Origin of the sequence: Micromonospora sp. WMMD812 (genome assembly GCF_027497215.1) — a bacterium.
GTDB lineage: Bacteria > Actinomycetota > Actinomycetes > Mycobacteriales > Micromonosporaceae > Micromonospora.
Genome location: NZ_CP114904.1, coordinates 413,039 through 433,490, shown reverse-complemented (window position 1 = coordinate 433,490; position 20,452 = coordinate 413,039). Strand labels below are relative to the sequence as shown.

General features: G+C 73.9%; 17 protein-coding genes. 8 read left to right on the top strand and 9 right to left on the bottom strand.

What is annotated here, in order from left to right:
* Window positions 1–110 precede the first annotated feature (110 nt).
* Both O7603_RS01875 and mptB read right to left on the bottom strand, forming a co-directional pair.
* Window positions 111–1,499 carry a glycosyltransferase 87 family protein gene (locus O7603_RS01875; protein WP_281573927.1) on the bottom strand — a complete coding sequence of 463 codons (1,389 nt, stop codon included), beginning with the start codon at window positions 1,497–1,499 and terminating at the stop codon, window positions 111–113.
* Window positions 1,496–2,947 (bottom strand): polyprenol phosphomannose-dependent alpha 1,6 mannosyltransferase MptB, encoded by a 1,452-nt coding sequence (mptB, locus tag O7603_RS01870; RefSeq protein ID WP_281573926.1) that lies wholly within the window; start codon window positions 2,945–2,947, stop codon window positions 1,496–1,498. Before mptB ends, O7603_RS01875 begins: the two co-directional genes overlap by 4 nt.
* A 148-nt stretch (window positions 2,948–3,095) precedes the next feature.
* Here mptB and O7603_RS01865 point away from each other — a divergent pair, with 148 nt between their 5' ends.
* Window positions 3,096–3,920: a hypothetical protein gene (locus tag O7603_RS01865; RefSeq protein ID WP_281573925.1), complete on the top strand. Its 825-nt coding sequence runs from the start codon at window positions 3,096–3,098 to the stop codon at window positions 3,918–3,920.
* A gap of 111 nt (window positions 3,921–4,031) precedes the next feature.
* On the opposite strand, the gene O7603_RS01860 is transcribed toward O7603_RS01865, so the two are convergent.
* A complete protein-coding gene (locus O7603_RS01860; protein WP_281573924.1) occupies window positions 4,032–4,706 on the bottom strand; it encodes a CPBP family glutamic-type intramembrane protease in 675 nt (224 codons plus the stop codon).
* A 270-nt stretch (window positions 4,707–4,976) separates the two neighbouring features.
* Between O7603_RS01860 and O7603_RS01855 the strand changes: the two genes are divergently transcribed.
* The 3 genes from O7603_RS01855 (at window position 4,977) to O7603_RS01845 (ending at window position 6,972) form a co-directional block, all read left to right on the top strand.
* Window positions 4,977–5,480 (top strand): hypothetical protein, encoded by a 504-nt coding sequence (locus tag O7603_RS01855; protein WP_281573923.1) that lies wholly within the window; start codon window positions 4,977–4,979, stop codon window positions 5,478–5,480.
* A 140-nt stretch (window positions 5,481–5,620) separates the two neighbouring features.
* Window positions 5,621–5,995, top strand: coding sequence for a hypothetical protein (locus O7603_RS01850; protein ID WP_281573922.1), 375 nt, complete (start codon window positions 5,621–5,623; stop codon window positions 5,993–5,995).
* An 86-nt stretch (window positions 5,996–6,081) separates the two neighbouring features.
* Entirely contained in the window at window positions 6,082–6,972 is an 891-nt protein-coding gene (locus O7603_RS01845) for an SGNH/GDSL hydrolase family protein (protein WP_281573921.1), read from the top strand.
* A gap of 64 nt (window positions 6,973–7,036) precedes the next feature.
* Here O7603_RS01845 and O7603_RS01840 read toward each other — a convergent pair whose 3' ends face one another.
* The 3 genes from O7603_RS01840 to O7603_RS01830 all read right to left on the bottom strand — a co-directional run bounded on the left by O7603_RS01840 (window position 7,037) and on the right by O7603_RS01830 (window position 12,917).
* On the bottom strand, window positions 7,037–10,132 hold the full coding sequence (locus O7603_RS01840; RefSeq protein WP_281573920.1) for a hypothetical protein: 3,096 nt from the start codon (window positions 10,130–10,132) through the stop codon (window positions 7,037–7,039).
* Window positions 10,133–10,332: 200 nt separating this feature from the next.
* Complete coding sequence (locus O7603_RS01835) at window positions 10,333–11,958, bottom strand: anibiotic ABC transporter (protein WP_281573919.1); 1,626 nt, start codon at window positions 11,956–11,958, stop codon at window positions 10,333–10,335.
* Window positions 11,955–12,917, bottom strand: coding sequence for an ABC transporter ATP-binding protein (locus O7603_RS01830; RefSeq protein WP_281573918.1), 963 nt, complete (start codon window positions 12,915–12,917; stop codon window positions 11,955–11,957). Before O7603_RS01830 ends, O7603_RS01835 begins: the two co-directional genes overlap by 4 nt.
* A 108-nt stretch (window positions 12,918–13,025) precedes the next feature.
* Between O7603_RS01830 and O7603_RS01825 the strand changes: the two genes are divergently transcribed.
* On the top strand, window positions 13,026–13,778 hold the full coding sequence (locus O7603_RS01825; protein WP_281573917.1) for a TetR family transcriptional regulator: 753 nt from the start codon (window positions 13,026–13,028) through the stop codon (window positions 13,776–13,778).
* A gap of 39 nt (window positions 13,779–13,817) precedes the next feature.
* On the opposite strand, the gene O7603_RS01820 is transcribed toward O7603_RS01825, so the two are convergent.
* A complete protein-coding gene (locus O7603_RS01820; RefSeq protein WP_281573916.1) occupies window positions 13,818–14,282 on the bottom strand; it encodes a MarR family winged helix-turn-helix transcriptional regulator in 465 nt (154 codons plus the stop codon).
* Between the two features lie 141 nt (window positions 14,283–14,423).
* On the opposite strand from O7603_RS01820, the gene O7603_RS01815 reads away from it, so the two are divergent.
* On the top strand, window positions 14,424–14,984 hold the full coding sequence (locus tag O7603_RS01815) for an NAD(P)H-dependent oxidoreductase (RefSeq protein ID WP_281573915.1): 561 nt from the start codon (window positions 14,424–14,426) through the stop codon (window positions 14,982–14,984).
* Window positions 14,985–15,055: 71 nt separating this feature from the next.
* Here O7603_RS01815 and O7603_RS01810 read toward each other — a convergent pair whose 3' ends face one another.
* Window positions 15,056–16,849: an ABC transporter ATP-binding protein gene (locus O7603_RS01810; RefSeq protein ID WP_281573914.1), complete on the bottom strand. Its 1,794-nt coding sequence runs from the start codon at window positions 16,847–16,849 to the stop codon at window positions 15,056–15,058.
* A gap of 83 nt (window positions 16,850–16,932) precedes the next feature.
* Here O7603_RS01810 and O7603_RS01805 point away from each other — a divergent pair, with 83 nt between their 5' ends.
* Window positions 16,933–17,355 (top strand): MarR family transcriptional regulator, encoded by a 423-nt coding sequence (locus O7603_RS01805; protein ID WP_281573913.1) that lies wholly within the window; start codon window positions 16,933–16,935, stop codon window positions 17,353–17,355.
* Between the two features lie 151 nt (window positions 17,356–17,506).
* Entirely contained in the window at window positions 17,507–19,291 is a 1,785-nt protein-coding gene (locus O7603_RS01800) for an N-acetylglutaminylglutamine amidotransferase (RefSeq protein WP_281573912.1), read from the top strand.
* A 6-nt stretch (window positions 19,292–19,297) separates the two neighbouring features.
* On the opposite strand, the gene O7603_RS01795 is transcribed toward O7603_RS01800, so the two are convergent.
* Window positions 19,298–20,431: a glutamate--cysteine ligase gene (locus O7603_RS01795; protein ID WP_281573911.1), complete on the bottom strand. Its 1,134-nt coding sequence runs from the start codon at window positions 20,429–20,431 to the stop codon at window positions 19,298–19,300.
* Window positions 20,432–20,452: the final 21 nt, after the last annotated feature.

The following is a 20,452-nucleotide window of genomic DNA, read 5'->3' as shown; positions in this document are numbered from 1 at the left end:
GAGACATCGACTTATGTCACTGTCGAATCACGATCAGTCTGGCCCGCGCGCGGTGATCGGAACAGGTGTTCCGCCCTAACCGCTCCACAATGTCCGGTGAACGGCGCCGATCAACCGACTGCCACGCCGCCGGAGAGGCCCGGCGCGGACCCGGCCGGCACCCCACCCGACGGCCCGGCCGGCACCGAAACGCGCGGTGCCGGGATCGGCTCCAGCGGGCCGGACGACGACCCGGGCGGTGACGCGGGAGCGGTGCGGGTCGCACCGATCGGGAGGAACGCGAGCAGCGCGATCGACACGAACAGGTAGCTGTTGCCGCCGACGAACCCGACCACCGTCCCCGGGTCGTTGGCGAAGACCCAGACCAGCCCGCTGGCGAGCACCACGTACCCCGCGACGCCCGCCCTCAGCCTGCGGCGGGCCACGGGGTCGCCCGGCGGCCACGGCAGCGTCGACGCGGCGACCAGGACCAGCCCCGGCACCAGCCACACCAGGTGGTGCACCCAGGTGATCGGGCTGACCAGACACGCGGCGATCCCGGTCAGCGCGAAGCCGGCCCGCTCGTTACCGGCCCGGGCCGCCCGCCGGGAGCGGACGAACCACACCGCCAGCGTGGCGACGACCAGGACCAGCCAGAGCCGCCGGTCCGGGTGGTCCCGGTCGAGCCGGGCCACCAGCCCGAGCAGAGACTGGTTCGACACGTACGCGAGCTTGCCGATCCGCTCCGTGTCCCAGAGCGCCTCGGTGAAGAAGGTGCGCGAGGCGCCCGGGGCCACCGCGGCGGCGAGAACGGTGGCGGCGGCGCTGGTGCCGGTGGCCGTGGCGGCCGCGCGCCAGCGCCGGGTGACCAACAGGTAGCCGATGAAGATCGCCGGGGTGAGTTTGATGGCCGCGGCCAGCCCGATACCGATGCCGGCAGCCCGGTGACCGCGTTCGAGCAGCCACAGGTCCAGGTAGACCAGCGCCACCAACAGCAGGTTGACCTGCCCGAAGCTGACCGTGTCCCGGACCGGGTTGAGCCCGGCCAACAGGCAGGCGGCCAGCGCGAGCGCGTACCACCGGCTCCAGCCCGCACGCCGGACCAGCGGGTTGACCAGCAGCATCAGCAGGAACGCGGTCGCCACCGCCGTGAGCAGCAGATGTAGCACGATCGTCGGGTACCAGGCCAGCGCGGCCATCGGCATCATGATGACCGCGGCGAACGGCGGGTAGGTGAAGCCGTACCCGTTCCAGGTCATCCACTCGTACAGGTCGCCCCCGCGCACCCAGTACCCGACCGCGCCGTGGTACACCCCGACGTCGAACCAGCCGCGGTGCCCCGGCAGCACCGCGATGAGCACGCCGATCGCCGTGGCCAACCCGGCCACCAGCAGCACCCGGCGCCGGTCCACGCGCCGCCCCCCGCCGCCGCCCACCGCGCCGTCGGCACCGCTCACCACGCGACCGCCGGCGCTCACCGCGCCGTTGGCGCCGGTCACCACGCGACCGTCGGCGCTCACCGCGCCACCGCCGTCGACAGCCGCAGCGGGGCGGTGAGCAGTCGCAGCCAGCCGACCGCGAGCAGCCCGACCAGCACGCCCGCCGCGGCGAGCACCGCCTGGACACGGTCCGGTCCGAACCCGCTGGGCAGCGCCACGAAGGCCAGCACCACCGCGCCGAGCGCCGCCGCCGGCCGGGCCCGCCCGTCCGGCGCGGCCGCCGCGATGAGGACCAGACCCCAGAGGGCGTACCAGGGCCGGGTCGCCGGTCCGAGCAGCGCCACCGCCGCCAGGGCGAGCCCCAGGGCGTACGCCGGACCGAGCCGCCGTCGCTGCCACCAGGCCGCGGCGGCGGCGGCCAGCGCCGCGAGCAGCCCGAGGCCGAGGCAGAGGCGCATGGGGCCGTCCCCCAATTCCAGCCCGAGGGCGCCGGCCAGCCTTGTCGCGCCCCGGCCGAGGGCGCTGGACACCGACCAGCTGTGCCGGTACACCGGCGTGCCGAGCGCGCTGATCCAGCCGAACCCGATGCCGGTGGCCCAGGTGACCGCGGCCGCGGTGCCCGCCGCGAAGCCGGCGGTGCGGGCCAGCGCGACCCGCCGGCCGCTGTACCGCGCGGCGAGCGACACCACCACCAGCAGGCCCACCACCGCCGGCGCCTTGACCAGCGCGGCCAGGGTGATGAGCACGGCGGCGGTGCCGAACCGGCGTTCGAAGGCCAGGCAGAGCCCGGCGACCAGGAGGCCCAGCATCACCGCCTCGTTGTGCGCGCCGGCGACCAGGTGCAGCGGCACCAGCGGGTTGAGCACGCCGAGCCAGAGCGCGGCGCCGGGATCGACCCCGCAGTGCCGGGCCAGCCGGGGCAGGTACCGCAGCAGCAGGGCGACCCCGGCCAGCGCGACCAGCCGCAGCCCGAGCAGGCCGAGCACCAGCTTGCCGCCGGTCAGCCCCGACACGACGGCGGCGATGGCGAGGAAGACCGGCCCGTACGGCGCGGGCGTCTGCTGCCACATCTGCGGCACCTCGGCGGCGAGCCGCCCACCGAGCGCCGCCACGCCGTGGCGGTAGACGTCGATGTCGGCGAGCACCATCGCCCCCTGGGCGAGGTAGCTGTACGCGTCCCGGCTGAACAGTGGTGGGCTGAGCAGCAACGGTCCGGCCCAGCACGCCAGGGTGAGAGCCGCCGAGCGACAGTCGAGCCGGGCTCCCGACTCCCCCGCGGACTCGCTTCCCGCCGCGCGGCGGCTCGTGGCGCGCAGGTCCCGCCCGGCCCACCACCAGGCGGCGACGAGGAGGGTCAGTCCCGCGTACCCGCACAGCAGCGCCGGCTCGGCGAGGTGCCGCAGGTCGGTCCACCAGGCGGGGCCGGTTTCGACCGGCAGCGCGCCGGCAGCCAGGCCGGCGACGGCGATGAGCGTGGCGCCCACGCCGCCGAGCATCCGGTACCCGTGGACGGTGGGCAGTGTCCGCACCCGGGCAGGATGTCGTCCGCACCTGACCGGCACACGGCCACCCGACGATCATCAAGCAACGGGGCGGTGTCGCGTCGGCGTGGCGGCGAGCGGATCGGCTACCCGTTGTTAGCGTGGGAACGCGGATCCGTGGCCAGGGAGGGGTGGCATGACGGGCGCCCCCGGTACGGAGCCGACCTCCACGGGCCGGTGGCGGCAGCGGGCGATCCGCGGCCTGACCACCACCCGCGACGCGAGCCTTCGCAGCTTGCGCGGGGTGCAGCGGGGCTGGGACCGCATGCTCACGTCGCTGCAGGACGACCCGCCGGCCCGGCTGGATCCCACACCACCACCGCCCGGTCCGCTCGTCGAGCAACGCGACGTGCCCGGGATGATCGTGGTGCCCGCGCGGGGTTACGTTTACCACTTCCAGCTCCACGTCACCTTCGCCTGGTCCTCGTCGACCAGCCTGCGTGCCGAGGTGTTGAGCTGGTACGCGCAGTACTTCACCCCGCACGCGGTCCAGCGGCTGACCCGCCTGGCCACCGACGCCGCCCGCGACCTGGCCCCGCACCAGGCGGCGGAGCTGGAGACCCAGCTGCTGCGGACGTTCGCCGAGCAGGCCCCGTGGACCTACCGGCGCGGTGACGTCGAGGTCACCTGCGCGCCCGACGTCTCGGTCCGGCTCGAGGAGAGGATCCGGCGGCGGCTCCAACCGCACGTCGACCGGCTGGTCGCCCTGGACTGCGAACTCGAGGAGCACCTACGGCGGGCACGGCACGCCGAGCAGCTCAGCCGACGGTGGGTCGCGATCCTGAACGACCACCTCGACGCGGACGACGACGAAGACCTGGCCGAGGCGCGGGATTTCCTGCTCAGCAGGCAGCGCGACGCCGCCCGGTGGGTCGAGGACCTGCTGACCCGGAGCCGCCGCCCCCACCCCGGCCCGCTGGCCACCCCCACCGTCCCACCCCAGCCGTCCGCCGATCGTTGACAGCCGGGTGACTCGACACGCCGTGCGTCGGCCCGCTGGCACGTCAACGATCGCCCGAACCTCGGCCGCCAACGATCGGGGAGAGGCCGGCACCGGGCTCGGCGAGTGCGGTCAGGTCGTGGCGCCGTGGTAGAAGAGGTCGCCCAGGCCCACGGTGAACGCGAGAATCCCGTACAGCGCGTGCTCGACCGACGTGGCCAGCAGCGACCGGGTCTGGTGGTACCGGCGGGCGAACAGCCAGCCCGCCGCGAGGGTCAGCAGCACCGACCAGACGTTGCCGAAGATGATGTGCGCGAAGCCGAACGCGGCGGCGCTGGCCGCCACCAGCCCGGTGCCGGTGCCGAACACCGGACCGTACCGATGGAACAGGAACGCCCGGAAGATCAGCTCCTGCGGGTACACCGACAGCAGTGGATAGAACACCATCACCGCGAGCCAGATCAGCGGCGCCTCGCGGGGCAGCTCGAACAGGCGGTGCGGCATGGTGAGGGCGACGAGCGCGGCGGCGAGCACCAACATGACCACCCAGACACCGAGGATGGCGGGCAGTGCCGGGCGTAGGGCCGCGGCCCGGGTCAGGTCGGCCCGGTCGAAGTCGGGCCGCCGACGTAGGTAGACCGCGGCGGCCACTCCGAGCAGGAGCAGCGGCGGGATCGGGCCGCCGGGAATGTCGAACCAGGCGTACGCCGCGACGACGCCGTAGAACAGCAGCAGATGTTCCACCGCGAGCCGGAGCCGCTGCCGCCGGCCGACTGTCGGATGTGCTGCCTGCGCCGTCCGGGTCATGGCCGGGACGGTACCGATGCCGAATCACTGAATCATGAACAGCAGAAAGCGGTCAGTTGGACGCCTGGAGGCGCCCCGCGGGCTCGAAGGTCAACGCGACGGCGGAGGGTCACCGTCACCGCACCCGAGATCAAAGCGACACCAAATCTTGATCATCAGCGCGCGGTCCTTCGTACCACTTCTCGCCCGTCCGCACCTTCTGCCATGATCGCCGGAGCTTCCGGTGCTGACTAGCATCCTCGCGTCATCCATACGGGGGAGGAATGCACTGTGGAGCTGCATCGGAACTGGAAGCCGTACGTTCGTGGGCCGGGCCTGCTGGCGCTGGCGGTCGTCCTGGCGTTCTCGCCCGAGCTCCTGGCGGCGACGGGCCGCGAGTTCGTGCTGGGCGACTGGATCGGCTACCTGATGGCGCTGCTCGCACTCGTCGGCGGCATCGGCGCGGTGCGGGACAGCCGTCGCGCGTTCTCCGTGCGCATCGACGAGCACGGCGTCACCTGGGTCAGCGGGACGCACACCCTGGTCTTCCCGTGGGCGGAGGTCAACCGGGTCACGGTCGAGCAGAGGCCGAACTCCGGGAAGTTCAACCGGCCGAGCCTCCTGACGGTGTGGACGGCCGACTCGACCGAGCGGCCGCTACCGCCGGACGTCCAGTTGACCGGGCTCCGGGGTTACCGGGTCGCCGACCTGCACAACGTGAAGGAGTCGACGGACCAGGTGGTGGCGGCGCTCCGCCAGACCGGCGGGGACCGTTACCCCGCGCCGGCCAGCTGACCGAACGTCGACCGATCCCCGCGAATCCGGAACTCACCATGTCAGCACAGCCACTGCCGGGGGACGCGACATCTCCCGCACCTCCCGCGCTGCGTCCGCCCCTCGACGGCGAATGCCAGTTCTGCGGGGGGCAGCCCGCGGTGCGGACGGCATTCCAGTCCGTCACCAGCGTCGTGATCCTCTACATCGTCTCCAGCCACCGCGGCTGGATGTGCCGGAGTTGCGGCCTCGCGATGTTCCGGCACCACACGAACCGGAGCCTGCTCGGCGGTTGGTGGGGCATCGGTGTGATCGCCATACCGATCTTCCTGCTCTTCGACCGCGTCCGGTTGCGACGCGTCCTGCGACTCGACCCACCCCGGCCGACGCCGGGCGTCGCGGCACACTCGCCCGTACCGCTCGACCCCGGAAAGCCGGTCCTCGCCCGGCCCGGCGGCATCCTGGCGATCGTCCTGTTGACGCTGCTCGTCGTCGTGGTCGGCTGCGGGATCGTCGCCGTGACCACGTCGAGCTGACCAGGAGACGCGAGGTTCGCTGGACGTTCGCCCGGCGGTCGGGCCGATGTGGCTCTGCCGGTACGGGGGTCATAGACCTTTACCTCGTGCGCCCCTCGGATCGCATCCGCTACGTCGCCCTGGGCGACTCGATCACCGTGGGACTCGGCGACCCGATGCCGGACGGCTCGTGGCGTGGATGGGCCGCTCTGCTCGCCGACGGGCTCGGCGCGCCCGGGACGGTGGAGTTCCACAACCTGGCTCGCACCGGCGCGTTGACCGCCGACGTGGCGCGGGATCAGTTGTCCGCCGCGGTGGCGTTGCGGCCGACGGTCGCATCGGTCGTCGTCGGCGTCAACGACACGCTACGGGCGACCTTCGATCCCGCCGCCATCGGTGCCTCCGTACTCAAGACCGTCAGCACGCTGCACCGTGCCGGCGCGGTCGTCCTCACCGCGCGGCTGCCGGAACCGGGGCGCATGTTCGGGTTGCCGGCGACCCTGGCCCGGCCCCTGGCCCGCCGGATCGCCGCGGTCAACGCGATCACCGACCACGCGGCCAGCCTGTACCGCACCGTCCACTTCGACACCGCCGGGCACCCCGACACCTACCGCCCCGGCATGTGGAGCGTCGACCGGCTGCACCCCAGCGAGCGGGGCCACCGCCTGCTCGCCGCCTCGTACGCCGACCTGTTGCGTGAGCGTGGTGTTCCCGTGCACCGCCGGCCCGACCTGGAACCCGGCAACGCGCCGCCGAGTCGTCGCGCCCAGGTCGCCTGGCTCGCCGTCGAGGGCACCAAGTGGATTCGAGCCCGCTGCACCGACCTGGTGCCGCAACTGCTGTGGCTGGCCGCCGAGGAGACCTGGTACGGACTGCGCGGGGAGGCTCGTCGGGTGGACGAGCGCCTCGGCCGGGACCTGGCGGCGGCCCTCGCCACGCTCGTCGGACCGGACGACGTCAGTCCGGCGGAGCGAGAGCACCGACCGGTCGAAGCCTGAGCGGCCACCACACCGCGCAGCGCCACCAGGTCATCCCCCCTGTGTCCGGGCGGCCCCGTCGGCGTCAACCGCCGTGCCACATCGGGGCGCTGCGCCCGACGGTCCGAACGACGATCGCGGGCTCGGCGAGGACGACGGACAGCCGCCGGGACACGGCCACCGCGAGCGGCCCCAGCGTCTGGTGACCGATCAGGGCATGGCACGCCTGAAGCCCCATCTCGGCCAGTTCGCGCCGGCTCAGCTCGACCCGCCGGCGGTGGTCCTGTCGCGCGGCCGCGGCGGCGCGGATCCGGCGCAGCAGCTCGGCCCGCTCGTCGGTGGCCCGCCGCATCACCTCGACCGACCAGCGCCACGCCTCGGCGGTCACGAGCAGATCGCCCCGCTCCGGCCAGTAGTCGGCCAGCAGCAGCGCCTCGTGGCACACGACGGTGGCCGTGGTCGGGTCACCGGCGTCCACGAGCAGCCGGGCCAGCAGTCCCGCCCCGATCGGCGACGGCGGGCCGGGGTCCCGGTCCGCGTCGGTGCTGTCGCGCAGCTGCGCCAATCGGGTCCGCGCCCCGTCGCTGTCGCCGGCGGCGAGCTGGAGGACCGCCAGGAACTCCTCGATGCCGCGCTGCCCCGGGCCGCTCCCGTCCTCGTGGCGGCGCAGCTCCTCGACGGCGAGGACCAGGTCCACCGGCGGCGCGCCCTCGGCGACCAGGCGGGCGATCCGCTGCCGCTGATGGAGGATCCGGGCGCGCCCGGGCGGGAGGCCCGCACCGGACGTCGTGGGCGTGGCCGGCGGCGGCACGAGCGTCAGCAGCGCGGACATCCCGGTCCACTGCCCGGAGGCGGCGCCCGCCAGCAGGGCCTTGCGCAGGGCCGCCACGGCCAGGTCGTCCGTGGGTCCGACGTTGGTCGCCCGGGTCTGCGCGATCTCGGCGAAGAGGTGGGCCGCCTCGGTCCAGTAGCCGGCCCGCGCCAGTTCGATGCCGAACTCCTCGCGCAGGCGGCTCCCCCGACGCCCGGTCACCGATCCGCCGGAGAGCCGGCTCTGCAGGCGGGCGTGCCGGAACCGGTAGCCGCCGGCGCCGTGGCGCAGCAGGCCCACCGACTCGGCGTACGCCAGGAACGCGAGCAGTTGGTGCGGTGTGCGCCCGCGGGCGGCGAGCACGGCCCGGGCCACCGCGAAGCGAAGCCACGCGCCGCCGCCGTTGCGGAGCAGCCACCAGCCCAACCCCAGGCCCAACCCGGCGTAGATCAACGCCGGCAGGGGCGGCACCGCGGTGAGCACCCCGCCCAGGCGCAGCAGCGCCACGGCGACGATCAGCCGGAACACGGCGACGAGGCAGCTCGCCAGCGCGAACGCGACGGTCGCCGCGCGGTCCGCGTCGACGGTCTCGGCCACGCTGGTGGCCCCGAGTTCGGCCGCGGGCGCCGAGACGTCGACACGCAGCGCGGCGCGCACACCCCGGTAGGCACACCACAGCGCGCCGGCGAGCACCGCCGCGCGGGCCGGGTCGGACCACGCGGGCAGCCCCGGCACCCGGTCCAGCAGCGCGACCAGTTGGGCGGTCGGGGCGAACCCGGTCAGCAAGCCATAGGTCAGGAACGCCAACAGCGCGCCGCCGGCCAGTCCGTCGAAAAGCCCGAGAGGCAGGGCTCGGAGCCCGCCCACGAACGCGATCCGGCGGGGCCGCGCCGCCCCGCCTCGGCGTACCAGCGCGACGGTCCCCGCCAGCAGGAACGCCGCGACCGTCAGGCTCGGCGTCGCACGCGTCACACCGTCGAGGACGGCCCGGCCGTTCGGATCGGTGACCAGGGCGGCGGTCGCGGTGAGGGCCTCCCGGGAGAGCGTGAGCGCCAGCCACACCGCCAGCGCGGCACGCAGACCGGCGACGAGCGCCCAGAACGGCCCGGGCAGCGCGGCCGGCAGCTGCCACCAACGGAACTCCCGGACGTCCAGCGATTCCAGGTGCGCGGCGAGGAAGCCGAGATAGGCGCGGGCCTTGACCGGCAACCACCGGCGCAGGCCCTGACCGCCGCGGCGGGACCGCAGCGCCGCGTCCACGGCGCGGGTGAGCAGATCGTCCTCGACCGAGCGGCGACCCCGCTCCCGGGCGAGTGGCAACAGGTCGCGCGGGTCGGTGCCCGGCTGGTCGAAGGCGCTGCGGGCCATCGTCACCATCAGCGGGGTGGACAGCGCCGCGGTCAGCTCCGGTTCCGCGCCGACGGTGGCGGCGACGGCGGACCAGTTGTCGACCTGGTGGTACGGGGCCGCGTCCACCAGGTAGTCGGCGACCTCGGCGGGCGCCGGGGATTCCAGCAGCACCACGGCGGCGCCCCGCAGCTTCTCGCCCTGGGTCAGGTAGCGCTCGTAGACCGACGTGCGGCAGGTCAGGACGAACCGCTGGGTCGGCAGCGCGTTGAGTTCCTCGAGGCAGGCGATCAGCCGCTCCTCGGGCACCTCGTCCAGCCCGTCGAGGACCGGCACGACCAGGTTGGTCTCGACGAGGTCGCGCAGCACGGCGTCCCGCCGGACGTGCTCGGCGGCGAGCCGCGGGTACCGCCGGCCGAGCCGGTCGACCAGCCAGTCGTGGAAGGCCTCCCGGTCCGGGTCCCACGAGTCGACCGGCAGCAACACCGGGATCGGCGCGTCCGGCTCGCGGTGCAGGGGCAGCTCTCGGGCCATCCGCAGCGCGATGATCGACTTGCCGGAGCCCGCCGGCCCCAGCAGCAGCAGCCGTCCGGAGGGTACGGCCCGGTAGCAGCTCCACAGTGCTCCGTCGCGGCCGGCGAGGTCCATCGGGGTCGCGTCGCTGGACCGGCCGATGGCGCGCCACGACGGGAGCAGGCGCTGCGGGGCGGTGTGCCAGCGCACGGGCAGCGGGTACGGCTCGTCGACGGTGCGCAGCAGGGCCTCGTCGGTCGGGTCCCGCCGGGTCAGCTCGATCAGCTCGTCGGCGGCCGCCCGGCGGTGCACGCCGGCCGCCGCGAGGCTGGCCGGCTGGGCGCGGAGGACCTGGTCCAGCAGGAGGTAGACCGCGATGACCCCGGCGACGACGCCCCAGGTCCAGTTGACCTTCTCGAAGTCGTACCGCAGCCAGACCCAGGCGGTGCCGGCCGCCGCCCCCGCGGCGACGACGCCGAGCAGGCCCCACTTCCACATTCGACGCCGCACCGCACGATTGTGATCGACCCCGCCCCGGTGGGGACACCCTCGCTCGCCGCGCACTGTCGGATATGGGGGTATGGGGCGCAATTTCAGGGAAGTAGTGGCCTCGGAGCGCCGAGGAGGGGACAACTTCCCGGAAGTTGCGGCAACCACCCGCGCGAAGCTGGGCGGTGGCCGCCCGCGCGAAGCCGGGCGGCACGGGTCGGTCAGCTCGGCACGTCGCGGTGGCGGAAGGCGGCGACGCCCGCAGCCAGCAGCGCCGCCGCCACCGCCGTGAGCACCACCAGCGGCGCGACCGCCGAGTCCACCGCGGGCACGGACGGAATGTGCGTGTACGGCGAGAGGTTCAGCGCCGCCTGCGGCAGCTCCAGCACCGCGCCGAGCTGCCCGAGCAGGAGGAACACCAGCAGCGCCGTCCACGACAGCGCCACCGACCAGCGTGGCAGCAGGCCGAACAGCGCGGTCACCACGCCGGCCACCACGAGCAGAGCGGGCAGGCGCAGCAGGGCGGCGCCGCCGAGGTCGGCCGCCCGGCCGAGCGGGTCGCCGGCGACGAGGCCGTGACCGAGGCCGGTGGTCACGCCCGCGAGCAGCAGCAGGGCGAGGGCGCCGAGCGCCGCGACGAGCACCTGGGTGCCGAGCCAGCGGCTGCGGCTCACCGCGGTGGCGAGGGCGGCCTCCAGCACACCGTCGGCCTCGTCGGCGCGTACCCGCAGGAGGGCCTGCACGACGTACGCGCCGATGGTCAGCGCGAAGAGCCCGAGCATCGCGGCGAGGTACGCGTCGACCAGGTCGGCGCCGCCGCCCATGGCACTGATCGCCTCGGCCGCGGCCGGATTCTCCTCGATCATGGCGTTGAACTCGTCGGCCGCCACACCCATCGAGAGTCCGAGCACGGCGACGCCGATCGCCCAGCCGAGCAGCGTGCCGCGCTGCAACCGCCAGGCCAGGCCGGCCGGGCTGAGCAGCCGCGCCGCGGCGGTGGCCGGGCCGCGCCGGGGCGCGACCAGCCCGGCGCCGAGGTCGCGCCGCTCGGCGAGGGCGTACGCGAGGGCCACGGCGGCGAGCAGCAGCGCGACGGGGAGGGCGAGCACCCACCACCGCTCGCCGACGAAGGCGCGGATCTGGTTGCCCCAGCTTAACGGGGAGAGCCAGGACGGCCAGGCGCTGTCCACCCGGGTGCCGTCGGCGCTGGTGTCACCGAGCACGTCGCCGGCGGCGCGCAGGACGAAGGAGAGCCCGACGGCCTCGGCGGCGAGCGCGTTGGCGCCCCGGGAGGTGACGGACAGCTGGGCGGTGACGGCGGCGATGCCGGTGAAGGCGATCCCGACGCCGCCGATCGCCGCGGCCGCCGCGACGGAACCGGCCAGGGCCAGGCCGCCGCCCGCGAAGGCGACCGCGAGCAGCGCCGCGGCCAGCACGTTCGTCGCGACGACGACGAGCAGCGCGGCGGTGAGCGGCGCGTACCGGCCGACCATGGAGGCGCCGATCAGCTCCGCCCGGCCGGTCTCCTCGTTCTGTCGGGTGTGCCGGACGACGGCGAACGTGCTCAGCAGGGCGACGATCAGGGCCAGCGTCACGTACGTCTCCGCGACCACCACGGCGCCGAGGTCGGTGCCGGCGATGGGGCCGTTGAAGGCGCGGGCGACGAGGCTGGACGCCGAGGTCGCGGCGTAGCCCTCGCGGGCGGCCTCGTCCGGGTAGATGCCGGCGACACTGCCCGCGAGGGCGTACCCGAGCAGGGGCGTGCCGAGCACCCAGATCGCGAGGCGGATCCGGTCGCGGCGCAGCACGAGCCGGGCCAGGCGGCGGGTGCCGGTGAAGGCGCTCATCGGACGGCCGCCCGCCGCGACCCGCCGCTCGGGCGCCCGTCGGCGGCGCGCTCGGCGCTCGGCGGCCCGTCGGCGGCGCGCTCGTCGCCGTAGTGGCGCAGGAACAGCTCCTCCAGGGTGGGCGGCGTGCTGGTGAGCGCGCGGACGCCGAAGCGGATGAGCTGGCCGAGCAGCTCGTCCAGGTGCGCCGGCTCGACCTCCAGGTGGGTACGCCCGTCGACCTCGCGTACGGCGTGGACGCCGGGGAGCGCGTCGAGGCCGTCCACCGGGCGGGCGGTCTCCACGGTCACGGCTGTACGCGTGAGGTGGCGCAGCTCGGCGAGGCTGCCGGACTCGACGGTGCGGCCCTCGCGGATGATGCTGACCCGGTCGCAGAGCGCCTCGACCTCGGCGAGCACGTGGCTGGAGAGCAGCACGGTCGCGCCGTCCCGCTTGATCCGCCGGACCTCGTCCTGGAACACCGCCTCCATGAGCGGGTCGAGGCCGGAGGTGGGCTCGTCGAGCACGTACAGCTCGACGTCGGAGGCGAAGGCGGCGACGATGGCGACCTTCTGCCGGTTGCCCTTGGAGTAGGTGCGGCACTTGCGGGTCGGGTCCAGGTCGAAGGCGTTCAGCAGCTCGTCGCGGCGGCGGCGGTCGAGGCCGCCGCGCAGCTCGCCGAGCAGGTCGATCGCCTCGCCGCCGGAGAGGTTGGGCCAGAGGCTCACGTCGCCGGGCACGTACGCCAGCCGGCGGTGCAGGCGCACCGCGTCGCGCCAGGGATCGGCGTCGAGCACCCGTGCCTCGCCGGAGTCGCGGCGCAGCAGGCCGAGCAGGACGCGGATGGTGGTGGACTTCCCGGCGCCGTTGGGCCCGAGGAAGCCGTGCACCTCCCCCGCCTCGACCCGCAGGTCGAGGCCGTCGAGCGCCCGGATGCCGCCGAATGTCTTGACCAGGTTTCCGACCGAGATGACGGCCATCGCCCCTCCTGTCGTGTGACGCACCGACCATCCCACTGTACTGACCGTCGGTCAGTCGGCTCAACGGTGATCCCGGCCACCGGTCAGGACGGCGGTTACGCTGGCGGCGTGACCCTGGAGCCCGTGGACGACACCCGCAGCCGGATCCTGCGCGCCGCGCTCGACCTGTTCGCCGAGCACGGCTACCAGCGCACCTCGCTGCGGCAGATCGGCGAGCGCCTGCGGCTGACCAAAGCCGCGGTCCTGTACCACTTCCCGGCGAAGGAGCACCTGCTCGCGGCGCTGGTCGAGCCGCTGCTGTCCGATCTGGAGAAGCTGCTGGACGCGGCCGAGGGGCGGCCGACCGAGCAGGCACGATGGACGGTGCTCGAGGGCTGGGTGGACACCATGCTGGCCCACCGTCGGCCACTCGGCATGCTCTTCCACGACATCGCCCTGATCACGCGGGGCGACACCTACCACCGGCTGATGCGAATCGCGATGCGGGCCAACGAGTTCATCGCCGGCCCGGACGCCGGGCGCCGGGAACGGGTCCGGGCGGTGCAGGCGGTCGCGATGTGCAGCGACCCGGTCGTCTTCTTCACCGACGTGTCCGACGAGGTGCTCCGCGCGGACATGCTCGACGGCGTACGCCGGCTGCTGACCGCGCCCGCGCCGGCGGCCGACGAGGTCCGGTCGACGCCGGCCCGGCGACGGCCGGGGCGGCCCCGCGCGATGGGCCACGAGCAGGTCGAGGCGGCGCGCCGGATGCACGCCGCCGGCACCCACTCGGTGGAGGCCATCGCCGCGACGCTGGGCGTCTCCCGCGCCACCGTCTACCGCCACCTGGACGCGACGCCCACCGACATTGAGACGGTTTAGCGACAGTTTCGAGACAGTTGTGGGACCGGACGACCCGACTCAGTCGGCGGTCCCGACCCCCTGGAACGCGCGGGCCAGCCGGGCGAGGTCGAGGCCCTGGAGGTGGTCGAGGAGCCGCCGCCGCACGCTGGCCAGGTGACTCGGCCAGGACTCCGCCAGGCGGGCGAGGCCGGCGTCGGTCAGGACGGCGTTGTTGCCGCGGGCGTCCTCCTCGCACCGGACCCGCTTGACCAGGCCCTGCGTCTCGAGCCGGATCACGGTGCGGGTCATGCCGCTCAGCGAGAGCTGGCAGGCCGCCGCGAGATCGCTCATCCGCATGTGCCGCTCGGGCGCCTCCGAGAGGTGCATCAGGGCCAGGTACTCGGTGAAGGGCAACTGCCGGTCCGCGACCATGTCGGCGTCGATCGCCCGGGGCAGGACGTAGATCACCCGGACCAGTTCGCGGACCAGCGCCTCCTCGTCGGGATCGAGGGGCCGCAGGGGCTGCGCGGAGGTGCCGGACATGACAACCATTCTAGTTGCTTGACCGGGCAACAGCCTGCCCGCGCTGTGACGGTGGACACCGGGCCGATATTTGCTTGACCACGCAATCAATGTCTAGCGTGTGGGACGTTCTGTCAGCCTTCCGGAAGGGCACCACACGCAATGACCAGGATCGGCATCATCCTCGGCAGCACCCGCCCGGGCCGCAACGGCGAAGCCGTCGCCCACTGGGTCCTCGAGGCGGCCAAGCAGCGCTCGGACGCGGAGTTCGAGCTCATCGACCTGCTCGACCACCCGCTGCCGCACCTCGACGAGGCCATCCCGCCGTCGATGGGCCAGTACACCCAGCCGCACACGCTCCGCTGGGCCGAGACCATCGCCGCGTTCGACGGATTCGTGATGGTGACCCCGGAGTACAACCACTCCACCTCGGGCGCCCTCAAGAACGCCATCGACTACCTCTACGCCGAGTGGAACAACAAGGCCGTCGGCTTCGTGAGCTACGGCTCCGTCGGCGGCACCCGGGCCGTGGAGCACCTGCGCCTGATCGCCGCCGAGCTCCAGATGGCCGACGTGCGGGCCCAGGTGGCGCTGTCGCTCTTCAGCGACTTCGAGAACTTCAGCGTCTTCAAGCCGAACCCGGCCCACGAGGGCCCGCTCACCACCATGCTCGACCAGGTCGTGGCCTGGAGCACCGCGCTCGCTCCGCTGCGTAACCGCTGACCTGCCACAGAGGGTGGCCGCGGGATCCTCCCGCGGCCACCTTTCGGTCGTCCGGTGAGCGCGACGACCGGTCAGGCGGCCAGGGTGGCGTACCGGCCGTTGCGGTCCATCAGACCGTCGTGGGTGCCGCTCTCCACGATCCTGCCGTGGTCGAGCACCGCGATCTGGTCGGCGTCGCGCACGGTGGAGAGCCGGTGCGCGATGGTGATCGTGGTCCGCCCCTCGGCGAGCGTGTCGAAGGCCCGCTGCACGGCCCGTTCGGTCTCGGTGTCCAGGGCGCTCGTCGCCTCGTCGAGGATCAGCACGCGCGGGTCGCGCAGCAGGGTGCGGGCGATGGCAAGCCGCTGCTTCTCGCCGCCGGAGAACCGGTGGCCCCGGGAGCCGACCACCGTGTCGTACCCGTCGGGCAGGCCGGCGATCAGGTCGTGGATCCGGGCGGCGCGGGCCGCGGCCTCGATCTCCGCGTCGGTAGCGTCCGGCCGGGCGTAGCGCAGGTTCTCCCGCACGGTGGTGTGCAGCAGGTAGGTCTCCTGGCTGACCACGCCGACGATCGCCGCCAGGTCGGCCAGGCGCAGGTCACGCAGGTCGACGCCGTCGATGGTGACCCGGCCGCTGCTCGGGTCGTGCAGCCGGCTGACCAGCGCGGCGAGGGTGCTCTTGCCGGAGCCGGTCTCGCCGACCAGCGCCAGGCCGGTGCCGGCGGGCACGTCCAGGGACACCCCCGCGACCGCGGCGGTGTCGCTGCCCGGGTAGCTGAAGGTGACCTCCTCCAGGCGTACCTCGCCGCGGACCGTGCGCGGGTCGAGCCGGACCGGCTCGGCGGGGTCGGCCACCTCGACCGGGAGGTCCAGGTACTCGAAGATCCGCGCGAAGAGCGCCAGCGACGCGGTCAGCGAGACACCCACGTTGAGCAGGCCCATCAGCGGGCGGAACAGCCCGCCCTGGAGCGCGGTGAAGGCGACCAGGGTGCCGATGCTCAGCGTGCCCGCGGTGCCGGGCAGCCCGGCGCTGAGGTAGATGACCGCCGGAATGGCGGCGAAGACGATGGTCATCGAGGCCATCCGCCAGCGGCCGGCGAGCTCGCTGCGCAGCTCCAGGTCGACCAGGCGGGCCGAGGAGGCGGTGAACCGCTCGATCAGCGCCGGCCCGGTGCCGAGCGTCTTGGCCAGCTGCACACCGCTGACCGACAGCCCCTCCTCCACGGTGACGTTGAGGTCGGCGAGTTCCCGCTGGCGTCGGGCGGTGATCTCCCGGCGCAGGTGGGCGACCCGGCGGGTCAGCCAGATCGCGGGCGGGAGGACGAGCAGCGAGACCAGCGAGAGCCGCCACGACAGCGCCACCATGGCGGCCGCGGTGGCGACCACGGTGGTCAGGTTGGACGCCACGCCGGTGGCCGTGGAGGTGACCACCGACTGCATGCCGCCGATGTCGTTGGTGATGCGGGACTGCACCTCGCCGGTGCGGGTGCGGGTGAAGAAGCCCAGCGACTGGCGCTGGAGGTGGCTGAACACGTCGGTGCGCAGCCGGTGCATCACCTGCTGGCCGACCCGGGTGGAGATCCAGGTCTGCACCACGCCGAGGACGGCGGTGACGGCGGCCACCGCGACCATGCCGACGACCAGCCAGATCAACAGGGTCAGGTCGCGTTCCGGCAGGGCCTCGTCGATCACGTGGCGGAGCAGGAACGGCGAGGCCATCGCGATGACCGAGGAGGCCACGATGATCGCGGTCACGGCGCCGAGCGCGCCGCGGTGCGGGGTGAACAACCCGGCGACGCGCCGCAGCGACACCTGCCGGGCCTGCGCCTTCTCCGCGGCGCTGACGGTGCGGGGGCCGCGGTCGCGGCCGGTGGGGGTGGAATCCAAGAGGGGTACCTACCTTCGTCGGGGGAATTGCTGAGGTTGCCTCATCATGAGGGAACAACCGTACCTGCTGCTACGGTATTCCCGTGACCGAGGCGGACGGCGACGACGAGACCCTGGCCGAGGCGTTCTGGGGGGTGGCCCGCCGGCTGCGGCACCGCACCCGCGACGCCCTGGCGCCCTGGGACGTCACCCCCAGCCAGGCCCGCGCGCTCGCCGCCCTGACCCGGCACGGCGTGCTGCGGCCCGGCGCGCTCGCCGAGCACCTGCGCATCGCGCCCCGCTCCGCCACCGAGGTCGTCGACGACCTGCAGGCCCGAGGCCTGGTCGAGCGGCGGCCCGACCCGAACGACCGCCGGGCCACCCTGGTCGCGCTCACCGCCGAGGGCACCCGCACCGGCGCCGCCATCCGGGCCGCGCGGCAGGCCGAGGCGGACCGGTTCTTCGCCCACCTCGACCCGGCCGACCGCGACCAGCTCGCCCGGATCCTGCGTACCCTGCGCGGCTGACGCCGGCGCCCGGCCCGGGTTTGGTCACCGCCGCCGCGGGTAGCCGTGCCGCCCGTCCGATCGACGGGACCGATGCCACCGGGCGACCGCCCGGGTGACAGGAGGGTTGCGCGGTGCCTCTGCTGACCCCTGAGCCCGGTGACCTCCGCTGATGTGCGGCATCACCGGGGAGGCACGCTTCGACGGATCGAGGCCGGACGCCGCGGCGGTCACCCGCATGACCGAGGCGCTGCGCTCCCGGGGCCCGGACGGCGAAGGGCTGTGGAACGACGACTGGATCACCCTCGGGCACCGCCGGCTGACGATCATCGACCTCTCCGACGCCGGCGCCCAGCCGATGGTGCGCACCGACCTCGGCCTCGCCCTCGTGTTCAACGGCTGCGTCTACAACTACCCGCAACTGCGCGAGGAGCTACGCGACGCCGGGTACACCTTCCACTCCACCAGCGACACCGAGGTGATCCTCGTGGCGTACGCCCGGTGGGGCGAGCGGTTCGTCGACCACCTGGTCGGCATGTTCGCTATCGGACTGGTCGATCGGGCCCGGCGGCGGCTCGTGCTGGCCCGCGACCGGCTCGGCATCAAGCCGCTCTACCTCGCCGAGTCCCCCGGCCGGCTCCGGTTCGCCTCCAGCCTCCCGGCGCTGCTGCGCGCCGGTGACGTGGACACAAGCATCGACCCCGTCGCCCTGCACCACTACCTCTCCTGGCACTCGATCGTGCCGGCGCCGCGGACCATTCTGCGCGGCGTACGCAAGCTGCCGCCGGCCACCGTGCGGATCGTGGAGGCCGACGGGCGCAGCCGCGACGAGGTGTACTGGCGGCCGGACTACGTCCGGGAGCCGGCCGACGCGGCCCTGGACGCCCGGGACTGGCAGGCGGCCGTCGGGGACGCGCTGCGCACGGCCGTACGCCGGCGGCTCGTCGCCGACGTCCCCGTCGGCGTCCTGCTCTCCGGCGGCCTGGACTCCAGCCTCATCGTGGCGCTGCTCGCCGAGGCCGGGCAGGAGCACCTGCGCACGTTCAGCATCGGCTTCGACAGCCGAGGCGACGAGTCCGGCGACGAGTTCCACTACTCGGACCTCGTCGCGCGCACCTTCGACACCGACCACCAGCGCATCCACCTCACCGACGACGACCTGGTGCCGGCGTTGCGCCGCACCGTGCTGGCCATGACCGAGCCCATGGGCAGCCACGACGTGGTCGGGTTCCATCTGCTCTCCGAGCAGGTGGCCCGGCACGTCAAGGTGGCCCAGTCCGGGCAGGGCGCCGACGAGGTCTTCGCCGGCTACGGCTATCACCAGCCGCTGACGCGGATACCCCGCGACGCCGCCGCGGCGCAGTTCGCCGCGGCGTTCTTCGACCGGGACCACGCCGAGCTGAACCGGGTGGTCGACCCGGCCTACGTGCTCGACCACGACGCCAGCCGGGACCTGCTGGACGCGCACCTCGCCGCTGCGGGCGCGGACACCGCGCTGGACGCGGTGCTGCGACTGGACACCCACCTGATGCTTCCCGACGACCCCGTCAAGCGGGTGGACAGCATGAGCATGGCCTGGGGTCTGGAGGTGCGCACACCCTTCCTGGACCAGGACCTGGTAACCCTCGCGGCCCGCTGCCCGCCGGAGCACAAGGTCGGACAGGGCGGCAAGAGGGTGCTCAAGGAGGTCGCGCGGGAGGTGCTTTCCGCCGACGTGGTCGACCGCCCCAAGGGCTATTTTCCGGTGCCCGCGCTGCGCAACGTGGACGGTCCGGTCCGCGAACTGGTCACCGAGGCGTTGCGGGCGCCGGCCGCCCACGAGCGCGGGTTGTTCCGCCCGGAGTACGTGGCGCGGCTGCTCGCCGAGCCGGATCAGGCCGAGGCGGCGGCGGGCAGCAACAAGCTCTGGCAGCTCGGCCTGCTGGAACTCTGGCTCCAGTCACACGGCATCCGCTGACCCTGGTCAGGTGGCGACGGTCGCGGCGGCGAGGTGGTCGACGACGGCGCGCAGGTCATCGGTGCGGTCGAGGACGCGGCGTTGCCGGGTTGCGCCGGTGCCCTCCCGGCGCAGCCGGGACAGCTGCCCGATCGCGTACGCCAGGTCGCCGTGCCGGTCCAGCGCCGGCGTGACCATGGCGAACAGCTCGTCGACCAGCGCCCAGGCCGGCCGGGCGCCGCCGGCCCGCAGGTCGATCAGCTCACCGTCCAGGCCGTCGTGGGCGGCCCGCCAGTGCGCGGCCGAGACGAGGCAGTCCCGCACGGGTGCGGCGGGCACACCGGCCCGTGCGTCGTCGAGCACCGTGGCCACCAGGGCCCGCGCCAGGGCGGCGACCAGCACCGCGTCGTCCACGGTCGGGCAGACGTCGCCGACCCGGATCTCCACCGTCGGGTACGACGCGGACGGCCGGGCGTACCAGTAGACCATCGCGGCGTCGAGCATGACGCCGGCGGCGATCAGCTCGTCGACCGTCCGGTCGTACTCCGCCGCCGACCCGAAGTACGGCGTCGGGCCGATGCTCGGCCAGCGTTCCAGCTGCATCCCCCGCCAGCTGGCGTGCCCGGTGTCCACGCCGTCGTGCAGCGGCGAGTTGGTGGTGATCGCCTGCACCACCGGCAGCCACGGCCGCAGGTGGTTGCAGACCTGCACGGCCAGTTCGCGGTCGGGCACCCCGACGTGCACGTGACAGCCGCAGACGGCCGGATCGTGCGCGACCGGCCCGTACCGCCGGGACATGGCGTGATATCGCGGCTTGTCCGGCACCGTCCGGTGCGGCTCGTGCAGCGGCGTCGCCCCCACCGCCACCAGCCGGGCCCCGGCGGCCTCGGCCGCGTCCGCCGCGGAGCGGCGCAGGGTGACCAACTGCGCGCGCAGCTCGGCCAGGTCGGCGGTGACCGGGGTGACCATCTCGACCATGCTGTGCCGGAACTCCTGCCGGCTCTGGTCGCGGGCCGACCCGCGCAGCGCGGTCAACACCTGGTCGGCGACCGGCAGGTTCTCGCCCGTGTCCGGGTCGAGCAGCAGGTACTCCTCCTCCACGCCCAGCGTCAGCATGGTCAGGTCGGGCACCGCGGTGGCGACAGTCGGCCGGTACGTCATGCGTTCGGCGTCCGTTTCGTC